General features: G+C 38.5%; 16 protein-coding genes. 9 read left to right on the top strand and 7 right to left on the bottom strand.

Features of this window, described 5'->3' with window-relative positions:
• Positions 1 to 678, bottom strand: coding sequence for a molybdate ABC transporter permease subunit (modB, locus tag GQR45_RS14940; RefSeq protein ID WP_002959821.1), 678 nt, complete (start codon positions 676 to 678; stop codon positions 1 to 3).
• The gene (gene modA / locus GQR45_RS14945) at positions 665 to 1417 is read right to left on the bottom strand and encodes a molybdate ABC transporter substrate-binding protein (RefSeq protein WP_206008662.1); all 753 of its coding nucleotides are present in this window, start codon (positions 1415 to 1417) and stop codon (positions 665 to 667) included. Before modA ends, modB begins: the two co-directional genes overlap by 14 nt.
• A gap of 45 nt (positions 1418 to 1462) precedes the next feature.
• On the opposite strand from modA, the gene glp reads away from it, so the two are divergent.
• The gene (gene glp, locus GQR45_RS14950; protein WP_165726360.1) at positions 1463 to 2680 is read left to right on the top strand and encodes a gephyrin-like molybdotransferase Glp; all 1218 of its coding nucleotides are present in this window, start codon (positions 1463 to 1465) and stop codon (positions 2678 to 2680) included.
• A 54-nt stretch (positions 2681 to 2734) separates the two neighbouring features.
• Here glp and GQR45_RS14955 read toward each other — a convergent pair whose 3' ends face one another.
• Together GQR45_RS14955 and GQR45_RS14960 are read right to left on the bottom strand one after the other, a co-directional pair.
• Positions 2735 to 3187 (bottom strand): DUF1311 domain-containing protein, encoded by a 453-nt coding sequence (locus GQR45_RS14955; RefSeq protein ID WP_165726361.1) that lies wholly within the window; start codon positions 3185 to 3187, stop codon positions 2735 to 2737.
• Between the two features lie 97 nt (positions 3188 to 3284).
• Entirely contained in the window at positions 3285 to 4709 is a 1425-nt protein-coding gene (locus tag GQR45_RS14960) for a sodium-dependent transporter (protein ID WP_010552537.1), read from the bottom strand.
• 189 nt (positions 4710 to 4898) lie between these two features.
• Between GQR45_RS14960 and GQR45_RS14965 the strand changes: the two genes are divergently transcribed.
• The 6 genes from GQR45_RS14965 to GQR45_RS14990 all read left to right on the top strand — a co-directional run bounded on the left by GQR45_RS14965 (position 4899) and on the right by GQR45_RS14990 (position 9393).
• Positions 4899 to 5201 carry a YciI family protein gene (locus tag GQR45_RS14965; protein ID WP_010552536.1) on the top strand — a complete coding sequence of 101 codons (303 nt, stop codon included), beginning with the start codon at positions 4899 to 4901 and terminating at the stop codon, positions 5199 to 5201.
• 162 nt (positions 5202 to 5363) lie between these two features.
• Positions 5364 to 5621 carry a PepSY domain-containing protein gene (locus GQR45_RS14970; protein ID WP_002959808.1) on the top strand — a complete coding sequence of 86 codons (258 nt, stop codon included), beginning with the start codon at positions 5364 to 5366 and terminating at the stop codon, positions 5619 to 5621.
• A 3-nt stretch (positions 5622 to 5624) separates the two neighbouring features.
• Positions 5625 to 6299 carry a response regulator transcription factor gene (locus GQR45_RS14975; RefSeq protein WP_007375447.1) on the top strand — a complete coding sequence of 225 codons (675 nt, stop codon included), beginning with the start codon at positions 5625 to 5627 and terminating at the stop codon, positions 6297 to 6299.
• Entirely contained in the window at positions 6293 to 7630 is a 1338-nt protein-coding gene (locus GQR45_RS14980) for an ATP-binding protein (protein ID WP_007585276.1), read from the top strand. Before GQR45_RS14975 ends, GQR45_RS14980 begins: the two co-directional genes overlap by 7 nt.
• Positions 7617 to 8027, top strand: coding sequence for a hypothetical protein (locus GQR45_RS14985; RefSeq protein WP_007585278.1), 411 nt, complete (start codon positions 7617 to 7619; stop codon positions 8025 to 8027). Before GQR45_RS14980 ends, GQR45_RS14985 begins: the two co-directional genes overlap by 14 nt.
• 286 nt (positions 8028 to 8313) lie before the next feature.
• Positions 8314 to 9393, top strand: a complete 1080-nt coding sequence (locus GQR45_RS14990) for an FAD-dependent oxidoreductase (protein WP_165726362.1) — start codon at positions 8314 to 8316, stop codon at positions 9391 to 9393.
• 69 nt (positions 9394 to 9462) lie between these two features.
• Here GQR45_RS14990 and GQR45_RS14995 read toward each other — a convergent pair whose 3' ends face one another.
• Positions 9463 to 10500: an AI-2E family transporter gene (locus GQR45_RS14995; protein ID WP_007585280.1), complete on the bottom strand. Its 1038-nt coding sequence runs from the start codon at positions 10498 to 10500 to the stop codon at positions 9463 to 9465.
• Between the two features lie 170 nt (positions 10501 to 10670).
• Between GQR45_RS14995 and GQR45_RS15000 the strand changes: the two genes are divergently transcribed.
• On the top strand, positions 10671 to 11561 hold the full coding sequence (locus tag GQR45_RS15000; RefSeq protein ID WP_165726363.1) for a TIGR01777 family oxidoreductase: 891 nt from the start codon (positions 10671 to 10673) through the stop codon (positions 11559 to 11561).
• A 354-nt stretch (positions 11562 to 11915) separates the two neighbouring features.
• Positions 11916 to 12869 carry a GGDEF domain-containing protein gene (locus GQR45_RS15005; RefSeq protein WP_206008664.1) on the top strand — a complete coding sequence of 318 codons (954 nt, stop codon included), beginning with the start codon at positions 11916 to 11918 and terminating at the stop codon, positions 12867 to 12869.
• Positions 12870 to 13058: 189 nt separating this feature from the next.
• On the opposite strand, the gene GQR45_RS15010 is transcribed toward GQR45_RS15005, so the two are convergent.
• Positions 13059 to 15611, bottom strand: a complete 2553-nt coding sequence (locus GQR45_RS15010) for a glycoside hydrolase family 3 N-terminal domain-containing protein (protein WP_165726365.1) — start codon at positions 15609 to 15611, stop codon at positions 13059 to 13061.
• The gene (locus tag GQR45_RS15015; RefSeq protein ID WP_010552530.1) at positions 15611 to 16885 is read right to left on the bottom strand and encodes a sugar MFS transporter; all 1275 of its coding nucleotides are present in this window, start codon (positions 16883 to 16885) and stop codon (positions 15611 to 15613) included. Before GQR45_RS15015 ends, GQR45_RS15010 begins: the two co-directional genes overlap by 1 nt.
• Positions 16886 to 17085 lie beyond the last annotated feature (200 nt).

Raw genomic sequence — 17085 nt, forward strand, 5'->3', positions numbered from 1 at the left:
TTATTGCTTAACCCCTACAATGCTTTTATTAAACTTAAATAACAGCACTAAACAGGCAAACGAAATAGCCAGTAAAATAAGTGAAAGCTGATGCGCCGCCGTATAATTTAACGATTCAACATGGTCATAAAGCGCAATAGACACCACCTGTGTTTGCCCCTGAATATTACCGCCAATCATTAATACCAAACCAAACTCACCCAATGTATGCGCAAAGCCTAAAGCAAATGCGCTACCAATACTGGGTTTTAAAAGCGGAATAATTAAATGCACAAAGCGTTTAAACGGGCTTAACCCAAGCGCAATGGCAGCTTCGTTATAGGTTTGATTAATATGCTTAAACCCAGCCACAAGAGGCTGCATTACAAAAGGCAGCGAATAAAAAAGCGAGCCAATAACCACGCCCTGAAAACTAAACGCAAGCTGAGTACCCGTTAGCCAAAACCAAAACTGCCCAAAAGCGTGATCAGGCGAAAACAAAACAAGTAAGTAAAACCCTAATAACGTAGGCGGCAGCACTAAAGGCATTGCAATTAATGCCTCTAAAAATGGTTTAAATTTACCGTTATAGCCAGCGAGCTTGTAAGCCAGTGGAATGCAAAAAACAAGAAGGAGCACTGCGGTTATAAAGGCAAGTTTTATAGTTAACCACAGCGCGGTTAAATCACTTTGAAGCATTGTTGTCCTTTATTCTGTAACCTAATTCAATTAACTGCTGCTGCGTAGCCTGCGTCATTAAAAATTGCATGAGTTGCTTAGCGCTAGCACGCTTTTTAGTCGAGCTAATAATAACGCCTTGTTGAATTATATCGGGATATTGATTGGTAGGCAGCACAGTGTAATCTAAATATTTTTGATCTTGCGTGTTACTGTAAGCCGCCTTTAGCGATGAAACAGCCACCAGCCCTACTCCTACATTACCACTTTCAACAAACTGAAAAGCATGCGTAATGTTATTACCGTACACATAATTTACTGGCTTTTCAAAATGGTTATTAGCGTAGTGCTCTGAGGCACGCCCGTATGGTGAAAAACGCGGATTAGCAATGGCTACTTTATCATTTACTTTTTCAGCTTTGGGTTGCCACAAAGCAAGTTCGCCTAACGCGTAAGTGATTAAGCTACTTTGCTCGGCATAACCTTCTTTAATAAGTGATTGCGGTCGAAAATCGTCAGCCGATAAAAACACATCAAATGGCGCGCCATGCACTATTTGCGAATATAAAACACCGCTAGAAGCTGCTGATATTTTCACGTCAACATTAGGTAATGGGGATTTTTTTAGTAGGGTTTGCAATACAGTTTTAAAATTACTCGCTACGGCTACTTGCAGCGTTTCTTTTGCGTTTACGCTGCACGAAAGCATGCATGCGATAAGCAAAAAATAACCCAACCATGTATTGTAAAGCTTTGACATTATAAGTATTGTTTCAAAATAAAATGATTTAAGTAAGCAATATATATGAACGATGTTTGCAATGCACCCGGTTTATTGCCAATTGAAACTGCAATACAAAATATACTTGGCTCAATAACGCCAGTTAAAGACGTTGAAACCATCACTATAATGCAAAGCGTTGATCGCGTTTTAGCAAGCGATGTTAAATCAACTATAAACGTACCAGCTCATAACAACTCTGCAATGGATGGCTATGCGCTATGTATTTCAGATAAAAGCTTAACCTATACACAAGTAGGTAGCGTGTTTGCAGGGCAAGTTTTTGAAGAAACGCTTACCCCAGGGCAATGCGTAAGAATAATGACCGGCGCCGCCATTGCACCTGGCGCTAATGGCGTTGTAATGCAAGAAAACGCCTCGGTTGATGGCGACAAAATTACATTTACTGCGCAACCTGAGCTAAATGAAAACGTGCGTTTTGCTGGCGAAGATATTGCAATCGACGATGTTATTTTAAAAGCAGGCGATAAATTAAAAGCCGTTGATGTGGGGCTACTTGCATCTTTGGGAATTGCCAATATAGACGTAGTAAGAAACTTAAAAATAGCCGTACTTTCTACAGGCGATGAGCTAATAGAACCTGGTCAGCCGCTTAAGCAAGGCGCTATTTTTGAAAGCAACCGCGCTGTTATTATTAGTGCGCTGCAACAAAAAAATATAGACGTGATTGATTTAGGAATTATTCCTGATGACAAAGAACTCATCACTAATGCATTTTTAAAAGCGAACGAACTTGCCGATGCCGTAATAAGCTCAGGCGGTGTATCGGTTGGTGAAGCCGACTTTACTAAAGAAGTGCTCAACGAAATTGGCGAAATTCACTTTTGGAAAATAGCCATGAAACCAGGCAAACCTTTTGCCTTTGGTAAACTAAGTAACAGTTACTTTTTTGGCTTGCCAGGTAACCCTGTGTCGGCTGCTGTTACGTTTAATCAGTTAGTAGAGCCGGCACTGCAAAAGCTGTCGGGTCTTGGTGAAGTAAACCCTAAAATGCGTTTTAACGCTGTTACTACATCCGTTATTAAAAAGCGCCCTGGCAGAGCTGACTTTCAGCGAGGTACTGCAACAACTAACGAGCAAGGTGACTTGGTGGTTGCCCCGTTTAATAAACAGGGCTCGGGTGTACTTTCGTCGCTTAGTAAAGCTAACTGCTTAATTGTAGTGCCAGCACAAAGCGGCAATATCGAAAAAGGCGCAACAGTAAGTATTGAGTTGCTATAAAGCCTAAAATGCTACAGCTAACTGTATAATTTAGCTGTAGCGCTGCTGCAAACCTTAAAATATTTTTATATTTAATGTTTGAATTAAACAATTTAACTTTTCGCTATGTCCTACAAACTCTTCTTTGCTTAATCTATTAACACACTTTAGCGCATTTTTAGTCGCAAAGTATCTATCATAACTTAGGCTTCTTTCGCATTTAACACTATACGTTGAGGGCCAAGAACCACCAGCACCCGTTGCTATGCCAACAACGTTACATGTAGCATCTATATACTGCTCCCATGCTTTTATTTGTGCTTTAACTGCATCTACTTGGTAATCGTCATTTAGTTGTGGGTAGATTTCATCCATCATTTTACTGATTTTAGTTTTGTATCTATTGCCCTCTAAATTATAAGTATTGCCCGTGTGCATTGCACCGCCTTCTGGCCAACCATCAGCGCTTTGTGCAAATGCGCCAAATGATGAAATAGCAAAAGCAAACCCAATAATAATTTTATTCATTTTAAATCTCTTTAATAATTAAAAACGCCTATAAAAAATGCCGCTAAGCTTAGCTGAGCGGCATTTTATTATTCAATAAGCTTTTAAAGAGGTCTATTTAAAAACCAAATATTTTTAAATCAAAAAACTTAGTCGCCACTGTATTTATAAATATCACAGCTAGAATGACAGGAATAAACGTTGAAAGTGAAAAGTTAACGTACTTTTCCATCAAGCTTCCCGCATAATTAGGCGAACCTAAGCTTAGCTCTTGTGTTAAGCGTGCTTTTTTCCAGCGGTACATTACAAACAAACACACCATTAAGCCATTAAGCGGTAAAATTGTGTCGTAAAATACATCAACAATAATATCAAAAAAGCTCTTATTAACGCCGCCATAACTGGTGAACGAAGTAAGGCTGTCAATCATACCAAACGACATTGTACATAAAATAGTAAGTACACCGGTTGAAAGTGTAAGGATGCCCAATGCTTTTTTACGGCTAATACCTTTACGGTCACTTAGTGTTGCTGTCGGTACTTCTACTATTGAAACAAGTGAAGTAATCGCTGCAAAAAATACTAATAAAAAGAATGAGAACGCAACAATAGACGCACCTACATAACCAATATCATTTTGCAGTGCTAATAATATTTTAGGTAGGTATACAAAAATCATTGATACAGACGAGTCAGAAAGTGCTGATGGGTCTGTGTTTGGATCAAAGCTAAATATAGCGGGCAACACCATTAGGCCCGCTACAAACGCAACGAGTGAGTCTGTAATAGCGACCATTTTCGCGCTACTTACAATGTCATCCTTTTTAGAAATATACGACGCGTAAGTCATTAATATACCCATACCCAGCGATAGCGAGAAAAACGCTTGGCTTAATGCGCCATTAAGTACACTTGCACTCATCTTAGAAAAATCAGGAATAATGTAGTATTTAACACCGGCCATTGCGTTATCAAGCGTTAATACATAAGTAACTAAAGCAAGTAGCATGAAAAGTAAGGCTGGCATTAAAAATTTAGCGGCTTTTTCTATGCCTTGTTTAACACCACCTAACAAAATTAAGTTAACAATAATAACCACAACGGCCATATAGCCAAACACAGTGTAACTATTAATAAAAACACCAAAGTGGCCAGGATCTGCAAGTAAATCTAAATTACCGAGGCCTGTTTGCGTTAAGTAACCAAAAATCCAAACTGTAATTACCATATAAAACACAGCTATCATAAATGGTGTAAGCACCGCTAAAAAACCTGCTAGCTTCCATTTTTTATCGTTATTAGATAATAGTTTGTACGAACCAAGTGGATCTTTTTGAGCGTTACGACCCATTGCCATTTCAGCCATCATGACTGGTAAACAAATGAACACGACAAATAAAGCGTAAATTAATAAGAATGCGCCACCACCATTTTTGGTAGCAGAAACCGGAAAACCAACTAAATTACCAATACCAACAGCCGAACCTGCCGCTGCCATTATGAATCCGAGACGGGAACTAAATCGTTCTCTATTTTCGCTCATGCATAAAACCTTTTTATTATTTTGTATATTTCAGCGACTCTACCAGTGTTACACAGATATTTTCAAGCAATTACAGCTTAAAAATAAAATCGAAGTGTAAACCTGTGTAAATACGCTTTTAATTCACCAATTTTCAACGCTGTGGTAGTATTGCGTTAATCAAATTTAACAATTTTTATGAGATTCCTTATGTTGTACATGATTCACTCAACAGACGTTGAAAACAGCTTAGAGCTTAGAAAAGCAGCACGCCCGGCACATTTAGCACGCCTTAGTGAGCTTGATTCACAAAACCGTTTATTAACTGCGGGTCCGTTTCCGGCAGTCGATAGTGAAGATCCTCAAGAAGCAGGTTTTACCGGTTCATTAGTTGTTGCTGAGTTTGAATCAATAGAAGCAGCTCGAGAGTGGGCAGCAGCTGACCCTTACGTTGCCGCTGGCATCTATGAAAATACAATTGTTAAACCTTTCAAAAAAGTGTTCCCTGCTTAAAAGTGTATTAAACCCTAAGAGCGTGTGTTGCACTGTAATTCAGGGTTTGTTCACAAGATTTTAATTAAAATTACTGGGATAAAAGCGAATTTAGCGTTTTTACTTGAATTTTAGTAACTTAGTTAATTAAACTAAGTGGGTCTGGTCTAGGAGTTTTCCATTATGCGCGTATTATTAAGCCTCGGTTTTATTGCTTGTGTTAGCTTAGCTAACTTTGCTCAAGCAGCGACGGCCACCCAAGCATCTCATGCTGAGGTGGACAAAAAGAAAGCCGTAATACTTGCAAAGAAAACAATAGGCGGTAAGACCTTAAAAATTACCGAAAAAACAGATTTTTATACCGTACGAATACTCAAATCTGACGGCCACGTCGTTGATTTACATATAAATAAAAAAACCGGCGAAGTGAAAAAGGATTAACAAATGCGAATTTTAGTTATTGAAGACGATTTACATTTAGCAGATAACCTACGTAATGCTTTAGAAAAAGAACGTTACAGCGTGGATTTATGTCACGATGGTGAAGCAGGTCTTTTCCACATTACAGAATACCCGCTTGATATGGCCGTAGTTGATTTAGGTTTACCTAAAATAGACGGTATTGAGCTAATCAATAAAGCACGAGCACAAGGCATTACTATCCCTATTTTAATCTTAACAGCGCGCGATCGCTGGCAGGATAAAGTAGAAGGTTTAGATGCAGGTGCTGATGACTACCTTACAAAACCATTTCATGTTGAAGAACTTATTGCACGTTGTAATGCATTAATTCGTCGCAGTGCTGGTAAAGCAAATCCAGAAATGACTGCGGGTCCAATTAAAATTCATACACGTTCACAACAAGTATGGGTTGATGATAAAGAACTTAGCCTTACAGCTTACGAATATAAAGTACTTGAATACTTAATGGTAAATCCGCAAAAAGTAATTTCTAAATCAGAACTTACTGAGCATATTTACGACCAAGATTTCGACCTTGATTCAAATGTAATTGAAGTATTTGTACTACGTTTGCGTAAAAAGCTTGATCCAGAAGGCGTACTAAACCCAGTAGAAACACTACGTGGGCGTGGTTACAGGCTTAAAAGCCAGTGGTAATACCGCAAATATCGTTAAAAATAAGGCAAGGATTTATCCTTGTCTTTGTTTTATTAGTCGCACTCCCTATCTTATTTTATTCAATTGGCAAAGCGTATTATGCTTCACTGGTTGATGCGACAGAAAAAACCCTCGAGGCACAGCTCTACTCGCTAATATCTGAAGTCGACTTTACTGAGCATGGTATTATTATGCCCAGCACTATTTTAGCGCCTGAGTTAAACAGATTAAATTCAGATACCTACGCAATGATTTACCGCGATGATGACCCTGTTTGGAACTCAGAATCGGCTGTAAATTTAAACTATGTACCAGAGCAAATAGAGACCAAAGCCGGTGCCGCCGACTTCAGGCGCGTGGAGTATAATAATACCGCGTACTGGCAACTTAGCCTGACTGTAATTTTAAACAACATAGATCAATCAGAACAAGCTCGCTTTATATTAGTCAAACGTAACGACGCTCTACTTCGTATAATGGATGGCTTTAAGCAAACCCTTGTAGATTGGATGTTTATCATGGGGATTGCAATTGCAGGCCTAATGGCGATTGGTTTCATTTGGAGCGCTCGCCCACTCCAACGACTCGATAAAGAAATAAAAGCGATTGAATCGGGTGATATTCAAGAAATTAAAGGCCTCTACCCTGTAGAGCTGCAAACAATAAAAGCAGACCTAAACTTGCTACTTGAGTCGCAACAGCGCCAAAAAGAGCGCTACAGAGCCTCATTAAGCGACCTTGCTCATGCTCTTAAAACACCGCTTGCAGTACTTAAATCAAGTCCATTGGCAAACGATGCCGATGCACAAGAACAACTCGACCGAATTAATGTGATGATCGAGCACCAATTAAAGCGTGCTGCAACCGGTGCATCAGACACGTGGAAAAAGCAAACACCTATTAAGCCAGTACTCGATTCAATACTCAGTGCTATGGCAAAAGTATACCGTGATAAAGATATTATTTTTACCTGCACCGTAACCGAAAAAGATTACTTTTTAGGTGACCAAACAGATTTAATGGAATTACTCGGTAACTTGATTGATAACGCCTGTAAAGCGTGTCGCTCGCAAGTAGAAATACAAGTAATCCAAAGTAAAACTCTGTGTATTGGAATTAGCGATGATGGCCCTGGTGTGCCAGAGGATAAACGTGAATCTTTACTTACACGTGGTACTCGCCTCGATACATACGAAAGCGGACACGGCGTAGGCATGGCGATTGTATCTGATTTAGTTAAGTCGTATAACGGGACGCTTACCATTACCGATGCTGATAACTTAGCCGGCGCTCAATTTATCTTAGAGTTTAATTACAATGACAAAAAGTAACTATTTATTAAAACTAACTGCCATTGTGCTATTAACTACAAGCCAGTACAGCTTTGCAGATGAGGCATGTACTTTAGCCGCTAAAGCAACAACCGATGAAGCTAAGCGGTATATTCAATGCCTAGATAGCCAGATTGATAAAGCAAAGCAAGCACAAGGCAGTTGGATACAAAAGCGCAAATATGAGCTAACTAAATCACAAGAAAGCACAGGTAATACGCAAGTACTGCCGTTATTTATGCGCAGCATTAAAAATAACGAAAAGTACCTTGAGAGCGCCTGCCAATGGCGTTACTTAATAAAACTTCCTAATGCGACAACAGCAGCCATTAGCTATAAACTCTGTGAAATAGAGCTTATAAATCAATTTACAGAATCACTAAAACACCCATTTTAACGTAACTTAAGCACACTAAACTAGTTATACCAACCTGCATAAATCTTTGATCAATTTAACGAATTAAATTGCACTATAACGTCTTTAAAAATTTTTTATTTAGAACAACTAGATACAAAAATTTTTGCCTAGTTCTAGCGTAATTTTCTTAACGTTAAATAGACCTCGTATATAAGCAGATTGGTATTACGTTTCACTACTCGTTCCCTTTAGCCTACTTGACAATTTATTCATATCAAAACAAACTACCTACTAGTAGATTGCTAAATGGCTAATGGGTAAATAAATGACTAAACCAGTAATAATTATAGGTGGCGGACTGGCCGGCTTATACAGTGCGTATAAATTACAACTGCTTAATATTGAGTACTTATTACTGGAAGCTAAATCGCAATTAGGCGGCCGAATTTTTGCTGCGCAATCACCAATAAATAACGATGTTAATTTTGATTTGGGTCCTACGTGGATATTTCCCCACCAACCAAAAATCCAAGCTTTAGTAAAGTCACTCCACTTAAGTATATTTGAGCAATACAACAAAGGTGATGTGTTATATCAAGCACCTAACTCCAAGCAGCCTCAACAAATTGCAGGTGCTGGAGATATGCAGTTATTTAGGCTTAAGCACGGCATGAATACTTTAATAACAGCCTTATACGAGCAACTTAATCCTGATTCAGTGTTATTAGAACACAATGTCACTGAGCTTAAAAAAGGTGATAATAACTGGCAAATTACGGTTAATCACTTAGGTAACATAAAGCACCTTACTACTGAAAAACTAATTTCAGCAATTCCTGCTCGTATGGTTACAACACACTTAACACCTGAACTATGGGCTACTCCAACGCTCATAAACCGCCTTAGTAGTGTACCTACATGGATGGCAGGACAAGCCAAATTTATAGCTACTTTTGAACATGCATTTTGGCGTGATAAAAACTTATCAGGACAATGCTTTAGTCGCGTAGGCCCAATGGTCGAAATTCACGATGCCAGTGCTGAAGATGGCAATTACGCCGCATTATTTGGCTTTATAGGTGTGCCCTACTTATCAAGAAACCAAGTAACTAAAGAGCAATTAATTCAAGCCTGTGCCCAGCAGCTTAGCTACTTTTATGGTAAAGATGCTGAAAAGGCAACGGGGTATTTTATTAAAGACTGGGCAGACGATAAGTTTGTAGCTAATAGAGACGATCAAACTCAGCCTTCGCAGCACCCAGAATTTGATTTTTCATGCTTAGATGAGCAATTAAATAACTTGAACATTCATTTTGTAGCGAGTGAGTTTGCAAAACAAGAAGCTGGATATTTAGAAGGCGCAATAAACGCGGTGGATGACGCTATTAAATTGTTTGTTAATTAATAGCCCTGTATTTACTGATAACTTAACCATCAAGGGCTTTAATTTTACAGCCCTTGATGGTTATAAATGTTAGTTATTTTTAGCAACGTCTTCGCCACTGCCTAGTAGAGTGGCAACCCACTTACCTTCAGCACTGGCTTCTAAGCCTATTTTTACAATCATAGTTAATGGCACAGATAAAAGCATACCCACAGTACCTAATAACCAGCCCCAAAATATTAATGATAAAAATACCACTAGCGTTGAAAGACCCAGCCCTTTGCCCAAAAACTTAGGCTCTACAATATTGCCCATTACCGTATTTATTGTTAAATAACCTGCAGCAACCAATCCCGCAATTAACGGACCTTGAGTAATAAGCGCAAGTAATACAGCCGGTACAGCCGCAATAATTGACCCAATATTAGGAATGTAATTGAACATAAATGCCAATACCCCCCACAACACAAAGTAGTCAACGTCTAAAATCCATAAGTAAAACGCAGCAATAATACCCGTACCTAAACTTACTAGCGTTTTAATTGCCAGATATGAATTAATAGACTCTAAAAAGCGGTCAATTTGCTTCATTTTGCTATCGGGATCTTCAAGTGCCATGTGTATTTTTTTGCTCAGCATTGGCCCTTCAAACAACATAAAAACAACGGTTAAAATAATTAAAAACATGTTTGCCATTACGCCACCTAAACCGGTGAGCATATTAGTGGCTACATCAACCATTTTACCTGGGTCGAACATATTGATTAACTGTTCTTTATTAATCAGTATGTTGTATTGAGATGCTAAATCTACAAGCCATACAAATTCTTCTTTGAGTTGTGTTTTATACTCAGGAAGTTGCTGCGAAAAATCGTTTATTGATTGCCCTACAAGCCCGCCAAGGCTTACACCTAAGCCAACTATAATAAGCACTACCAACATAACAGCAATGCCTTTAGGAATTCGGTAGCGCGCAAAAAACTTGATAAGCGGATTACAAATAATGGCAATAAACGCCGCCAAAATAAACGGAATAATAATTACACTTGCCGCTTTTATCCCCGCGAGTACGACCACTAAGGAAGCAAAAACTATTAAGCTTTTATTTACTCCAGTTAAACTTGCCAATTTATTAATCCTTTTATTAATGATATGGCTTTAGTGTAAGGCAAAAGGTAATTAAATGAAATAATTACGAAGTGATCATAAAAGCCTGTTTTACGTATAAATTTGCAAAGCTGTTTGCTAGCGAGTATGTTTTTTAATCACTTGCTACTATTTTATTGTAAGGATTAATAATGCATATATTTGTTACTGGCGCGACGGGATTAATTGGTAAGCACTTATGCCCTTTTTTACTTCATCATAATACTGTTACTGTGCTTAGCCGAAATCCAACTAAAGCAAACGTATTATTGGGCCATAAAGTTAAAGCCGTAAGCAATGTCAATGCAGTAGATTTTAACACTGTTGATATTGTTATTAATCTAGCTGGCGAACCTATTGTAAATAAACGCTGGAGCGACAAACAAAAGCAAATAATACGCGACAGCCGTATTGGTGTTACACAACAAATTAGTGAAGCTATTAAAGCTTGTAGCACTGCCCCGCATACTTATATATCTGGAAGCGCCGTTGGATTTTATGGTCGACAAAATAGTAACCCTATTGATGAAACTTTTGAAAACCCACATGATGAATTTAGCCACCAGCTTTGTAAAGACTGGGAAAACGCAGCGCTACTCGCGCAATCAGAACACACCAGAGTGTGCCTTTTGCGCACGGGTATTGTTTTAGCTAAAAAAGGTGGAGCATTAAGTAAAATGCTACCCGCTTTTAAATTGTGTTTAGGCGGCCCAATTGGTAATGGCGAGCAAGGAATGTCGTGGATACACATCGACGATATGATTCAGCTAATACTTTTTATTATTAAGCATCCAGAAATATCTGGCCCTGTTAACGCAACTGCGCCAAATCCTGTAAACAATGCTCAATTTGGTAAAAGCTTAGGCGAGGCGTTATCGCGACCTGCATTTATCACTATGCCCACTGCAGTACTTAAACTATTAATGGGTGAAATGTCAGACTTACTAACAACGGGACAATTTGTAGTCCCTAAAAAGGCACTCGTTCATAATTATCGCTTTCATCATCCTGATATTAAATCAGCTTTAGAGAGTTTGGTTTAGCGGGCGTTAATAATTCTTGAGGTAAAATATAAAAATTGAAAAAGCAATCCTTTTAACTGAATTGACCTTTTCTTATTAATACATAATAATTACAACAGTTAGTTAAATATATATTTCATCATTTTATAATAAAGAGAATAAATCATGTTTCATTTGCCTACTGTGATCTTCTTCTCTTTTATCCTTAACTTGTTCATAAGCTTATTTTTTCTCTCAATTTATAAATATAAAAAACAAACATCTTTTTTATTATTTGGTTTAGCCTGTGCCACATTTGCATTAGCCGAAATACTGGCATGTTTGCGCTTATTCATAGATCTTCCTTTAATAACCCACTATTTAGCTAGTGTTTCAATGATTACTAGCCCACTTTTAATTATTGTTGGACTATATAAATACAAAAACGTACAAAATATTAGCTTAATGCCTCTTTACTGCATATTTGGTTTTTCTAGCTTATTGTTATTGGCAATTTATCCTTTCGGTGCAGCAAAAATGCTAACGAGTTTAGTAATTGCCGGATTATTTGTTTACACAGCGTATTTAATCAAAAGCATGAGCTTTGTTGCTAAAGCCCAGAAAAAGGCGTTAATTACCTGCTTTTTAGTGCACAGTGGAGTTATGTTTTTAAATGCTATATTTCTATCAATACCGGTACTTAGTTCGAGTATTCAAGATGTAGCAACCCCTTTGCAAATTGTGCTTATTAGTCATTTACTATTAGCCACACTGAGTGCTCTTATACTGCCATTTTTGTTATTTTCCAATAGTGAATACACGCTATCGAACCTTGCCAATACCGACTCTCTTACACAGTTATTTAATCGCAGAGGTTTCTTTAATAACGCCAAAGCAGTCCTTAAACAACCTAATAACAATGATATAAATGTATCTATAATTATTCTAGATATCGACTTTTTTAAGCATGTAAACGATAAGTACGGCCACGACACGGGCGATCAAGCAATTAAATGGATTGCTCAGCACATAAAAGAGCAATTTATTGATGAAGGTATTTGCGCCAGAATAGGCGGTGAAGAATTTGCAATATTACTACCAGACTATTCCCTACGAGCAGCTAAAGAATATGCAGAGCACTTACGTGAAAATATTTCTAAGCATCCGTTTTATTATCAAAACGCGCATATAAAACTATCTGTGAGCGCGGGAGTGAGTCACTCTGTAAATGGTAAAATGAGTGTAAAAGACTTACTGTCATTGGCTGATAAACGCCTTTATCTTGCTAAAGAAACCGGCAGAGATAAAGTAGTTAGCTTTGACGAAAAAAACCTCTTAATGCAGTGCTAATTATTTTACAAGCTATTATAAAAAAGGTTCCTCCTATAAAAACGTGGTAACTCTTTGTATTTATAGCGACTTGCTCCTATTTAGTTATATCAATTAGCTCAAGTATTTATGCAGGTTAGTATTAATCCTCTACATAAAAAAAGCCCTTCATTCGAAGGGCTTTGGTATACACACAATAGAGTTAATAAACTACTTACAAGACAGTGTAGCTTCGCCTGCCTTATTTGGCACAAACTGAATATTAGCCACAGAAATTGACGCTTTACCATTGCTGCGTAAGCTAAATGGGCTTGTTAGGTTTGCAAAATTAACACCCTTATCAGCAAAACAACCTAAATCGATTGATACTGACTGCCATTTATTCTCAATGGTTTTATCCACTACGTTTGCTAAATCAATGCTTGCACCACATTCACCCGAGCAAGTCATAGCAAGTGCTATATCGCTCGTTAGTGCTTCGTTTAATTTAATATCAAAGCTAATCACACTATCGGCTTCAACGTAAGCAATGGTATCTTCTGCAAAGCTTGTTACTATTTCAGCACTGGCTTTTTCTGCACCGCTAAAGTTAAATTGGCGCGCGTCTTCTTGTACTATTTTGTCCTCAGTTCGGTATTTAATTGCACCAAATTCATGAGTACTACTCGATACATCTAAAAGCTCATTGCCCGATTTTAACAATAAGCGCCATGGTGCTACAGGTGCACCAACAAGTATATCCATACTCGTAAGCCCTGAGTTATCAAGTTTAGAGTCTTCATCAAGGTCGTCAGCTAATACGTTTTTATCGCCGTACGTTAAACCAAAACCATAAGGGAGTAATGGGTCGTAATTTTCATCGCCTTTATTAACTGCAGTTTGTACCGCTGATTTAGGCCAAGAAAACGATAATTTACCTTTAAAGTTATTTTGAATGGTGCCGTCTGCCGCTTTTAATAAAACATCAGCAATACCTGCGCCTTCTGTACCTGGCAACCATGCAGCTACAAACGCGTCAGATGCGTTAAGTTCGCTGTTAACCCACATAGGTCGACCTGATATAAACACCGATACAACAGGGATACCTTGCTCTTTTAGCGAGCTTAAAAGTGCTAATGACTTTTTATTTCCGCGCTCAAACTCAAGGTTATCTTTATCGCCGTGCCCTTCTGCGTAAGGTTCTTCACCAAATACAACAATGGCAACATCAGGACGTTGATCAAACGTACCATCAGCACTTAAAGTAACACTTCCACCTGCTGCAGATATTTGTTCTTCAAGCCCTTTGTAAATTGACGTTGCTCCAGGGAAATCAGCATTTTTATTATTAGTCCCCTGCCACGTAATACTCCAACCACCCGACTGTTTACCTATATTATCAGCACCATCACCTGCAACAAGTACGCGTTGATTAGCTTCGATAGGTAATAGGTTATTTTTATTTTTAAGTAATACAAGCGATTCGCGCACAGCTTGACGTGCGACTTCGCGATGCTCTTGCGCGCCAATAAGTTCTGTTTTACCCGAGTAAAGACGCTTAGCCGGACTTGGTTTATCAAATAAACCAGCGCGAAGTTTTACGCGTAATATTCTGCTCACTGCATCATCAATACGCGACATACTAATTTCGCCTGACTTAACTTGCGCAATTGTATTGTTATAAAGTGGCTTCCAGGCACCTGTTGGCACCATAAATATATCAAGGCCTGCATTAACGGCTTGTGCACAGCTTTCGTTAGTACAGCCTTTAATTTGCCCATGACCATTCCAATCACCCACTACAAAGCCATCAAAACCCATACGTGTTTTTAATACATCTGTAAGTAAGTATTTATTGCCGTGATTTTTAACGCCATTCCAGCTATTAAAAGACGCCATAACCGATTGGCTACCCGCAGACAAACCACCTACATAACCTTGGGCATGAATATCAAATAGCGACTGTTCGCTATCTATATTATTTCCCTGATCATCCCCATCAACGGTGCCGCCATCGCCGATAAAGTGCTTAACCGTGCTAATAACACGCTTATCACTCAAAAAGTCGCCATCGGCTTTACCTTGCAATCCATTTACAATCGCTGCTGAGTAATCGTGAACAATTTTTGGATCTTCTGAGTAACCTTCGTAGGTTCTTCCCCAGCGATCGTCGCGCACTACGGCAACTGTGGGTGCAAATACCCAATCAATACCCGTAGCCATTACTTCTACTGCAGTAATCGATGCTATTTGCTCGATTAAATCAGGATTATTCGCCGCGCCTAAACCAATGTTGTGCGGAAATAACGTGGCACCAATTACATTATTATGGCCATGTACTGCATCGGTGCCCCACATAGTTGGGATACTACTGCCATCAACTGAGTCATCGACAGAAGCTTGATAAAAGCTCTCTGCTAAGGCTACCCAGTCCATTGGTGTTGCGTGTTTGTCGCCATTAGGGAATGCACCACCGCCATTAAGATATGAACCAAAGCCATATTTACGCATGTCCTCAACGGTAATATCACGAATTTCTGGCTGAATCATTTGAGCAACCTTTTGCTCAAGTGTCATGGCTTTTAAATAGTTAACTATTTTAGCTTCAATATCGGCATCTTTTTTAACAGCAATATTAAGTTTTGGCCAAATTTGCGCTGTTTTAGATAACGTTTCATTACTTTCAACCGATGTCACTGCGTCGTTTGAACAAGCCGATAAAGTACCTACTGATGCAATTAATGTTGCTAAGGCTATTTTATTAAGTGTAAAAGAGGTTTTCATTATAGAGTCTCCTGCGCTTGAACTGGTTTGCTACCGCTTAAACCATAGAACACGATAAATATGTAACATAAAATAGGTAAAACATACGAAAGTTGAACACCCACACTATCAGCAAGTGCACCTTGTAAAAGTGGCACTATTGCACCACCTACAATCGCCAAACACAAAATACCAGAGCCTTGAGCGGTATGCTTACCAAGTCCATTTAACGCTAAACTAAAAATAGTGGGGAACATAATAGAATTGAATAAACCAACCAATAGTATTGACCACATTGCTAATTGACCTGACGTGCTCATGGCAATAACGACTAAGATAATAGCCATGGTCGCGTTAAAGCCAAGTACTTTACCAGCGGGTAATTTTTGCATTACAGCAGCACCAATAAAACGCCCAACCATAGCACCACCAAAATAATAAGTGATGTAATGAGCTGCAGCATGCTCTTTTAGTCCTGCAATATGTTCTTGCGCTAAAAAGCTTACTAAAAAGCTACCAATTGCCACTTCTGCGCCAACATACATAAATATACCCACAGCACCTAATGTTAGGTGACGGTATTGCCATGCACTGCCTTCAATTTTTTCTGAGTTTTTAGCCGCTTCTTTTTGCTCGCTCATAATGTCTGGTAATTTAAGCCAAGCAAAAATACCGGCTAGTAAAATAAGCATTGCAGCTAAAAGGAGGTAAGGAAGCTGTACTGATTCTGCATTTTGTGCCGGTGTTAAAAAGGCATCTGACGCTGAGTCCAGAATTAACAGAGCACCAAATGATGGTGCAACCGTAGTACCTAACGCGTTAAAAGCTTGAGTAAGCGTTAAACGAGACGACGCTGTTTTTGCTGAACCCAACAAACTTACATAAGGATTTGCAGATACTTGTAATAACGTTATGCCACTGGCAAGTACAAATAAAGCGAATAAAAATACAGGATAACTATGTAAAGACGCTGCTGGGTAAAATAAGACACACCCTACTGCCGCAATTAAAAGCCCAACCACGATTCCTTTTTTATAACCAAGCTTTTTAACAATGTGTCCACTAGGGAGTGACATTAAAAAGTAAGCGCCAAAAAAGCAAAACTGCACAAGCATTGCTTGTACATACGTTAAATCGAAAACCGCTTTTAAATGCGGAATCAAAATATCATTTAAGCAGGTAATAAAACCCCACATAAAAAACAGTGAAGTTAAAGATGTAAGTGCAAAACCATAGTTTTTATCTTGGTGGTTTTGCGACTGTGTGTGTGATGTCAGTGGTGCTGAACTAGCCATGTACTCTCCGCAATTTATTATTATAAATTGATCTTCAGTAAGTAATTAATACAACCCCCGCTAAGGCGCAGTATTTAAGAGTTGACCTGAAGATTAATTAACATTAATCTAAAAATGTAAGCGCTTTCACGGCTAATTAAATACGAACATGTTACATATTTCAACAACTTTTATTTTTAATAATGTTTTGTACCCGCTGA

Source organism: Pseudoalteromonas sp. SA25 (genome assembly GCF_011378705.1).
GTDB classification, from domain to species: domain Bacteria; phylum Pseudomonadota; class Gammaproteobacteria; order Enterobacterales; family Alteromonadaceae; genus Pseudoalteromonas; species Pseudoalteromonas arctica.

What these genes read in the sequence shown, in the direction of transcription:
- modB (WP_002959821.1), bottom strand. Translation starts at nt 678, where the DNA reads ATGCTTCAAAGTGATTTAACCGCGCTGTGGTTAACTATAAAACTTGCC.
- modA (WP_206008662.1), bottom strand. Translation starts at nt 1,417, where the DNA reads ATGTCAAAGCTTTACAATACATGGTTGGGTTATTTTTTGCTTATCGCA.
- glp (WP_165726360.1), top strand. Translation starts at nt 1,463, where the DNA reads ATGAACGATGTTTGCAATGCACCCGGTTTATTGCCAATTGAAACTGCA.
- GQR45_RS14955 (WP_165726361.1), bottom strand. Translation starts at nt 3,187, where the DNA reads ATGAATAAAATTATTATTGGGTTTGCTTTTGCTATTTCATCATTTGGC.
- GQR45_RS14960 (WP_010552537.1), bottom strand. Translation starts at nt 4,709, where the DNA reads ATGAGCGAAAATAGAGAACGATTTAGTTCCCGTCTCGGATTCATAATG.
- GQR45_RS14965 (WP_010552536.1), top strand. Translation starts at nt 4,899, where the DNA reads ATGTTGTACATGATTCACTCAACAGACGTTGAAAACAGCTTAGAGCTT.
- GQR45_RS14970 (WP_002959808.1), top strand. Translation starts at nt 5,364, where the DNA reads ATGCGCGTATTATTAAGCCTCGGTTTTATTGCTTGTGTTAGCTTAGCT.
- GQR45_RS14975 (WP_007375447.1), top strand. Translation starts at nt 5,625, where the DNA reads ATGCGAATTTTAGTTATTGAAGACGATTTACATTTAGCAGATAACCTA.
- GQR45_RS14985 (WP_007585278.1), top strand. Translation starts at nt 7,617, where the DNA reads ATGACAAAAAGTAACTATTTATTAAAACTAACTGCCATTGTGCTATTA.
- GQR45_RS14990 (WP_165726362.1), top strand. Translation starts at nt 8,314, where the DNA reads ATGACTAAACCAGTAATAATTATAGGTGGCGGACTGGCCGGCTTATAC.
- GQR45_RS15000 (WP_165726363.1), top strand. Translation starts at nt 10,671, where the DNA reads ATGCATATATTTGTTACTGGCGCGACGGGATTAATTGGTAAGCACTTA.
- GQR45_RS15005 (WP_206008664.1), top strand. Translation starts at nt 11,916, where the DNA reads ATGATTACTAGCCCACTTTTAATTATTGTTGGACTATATAAATACAAA.
- GQR45_RS15010 (WP_165726365.1), bottom strand. Translation starts at nt 15,611, where the DNA reads ATGAAAACCTCTTTTACACTTAATAAAATAGCCTTAGCAACATTAATT.
- GQR45_RS15015 (WP_010552530.1), bottom strand. Translation starts at nt 16,885, where the DNA reads ATGGCTAGTTCAGCACCACTGACATCACACACACAGTCGCAAAACCAC.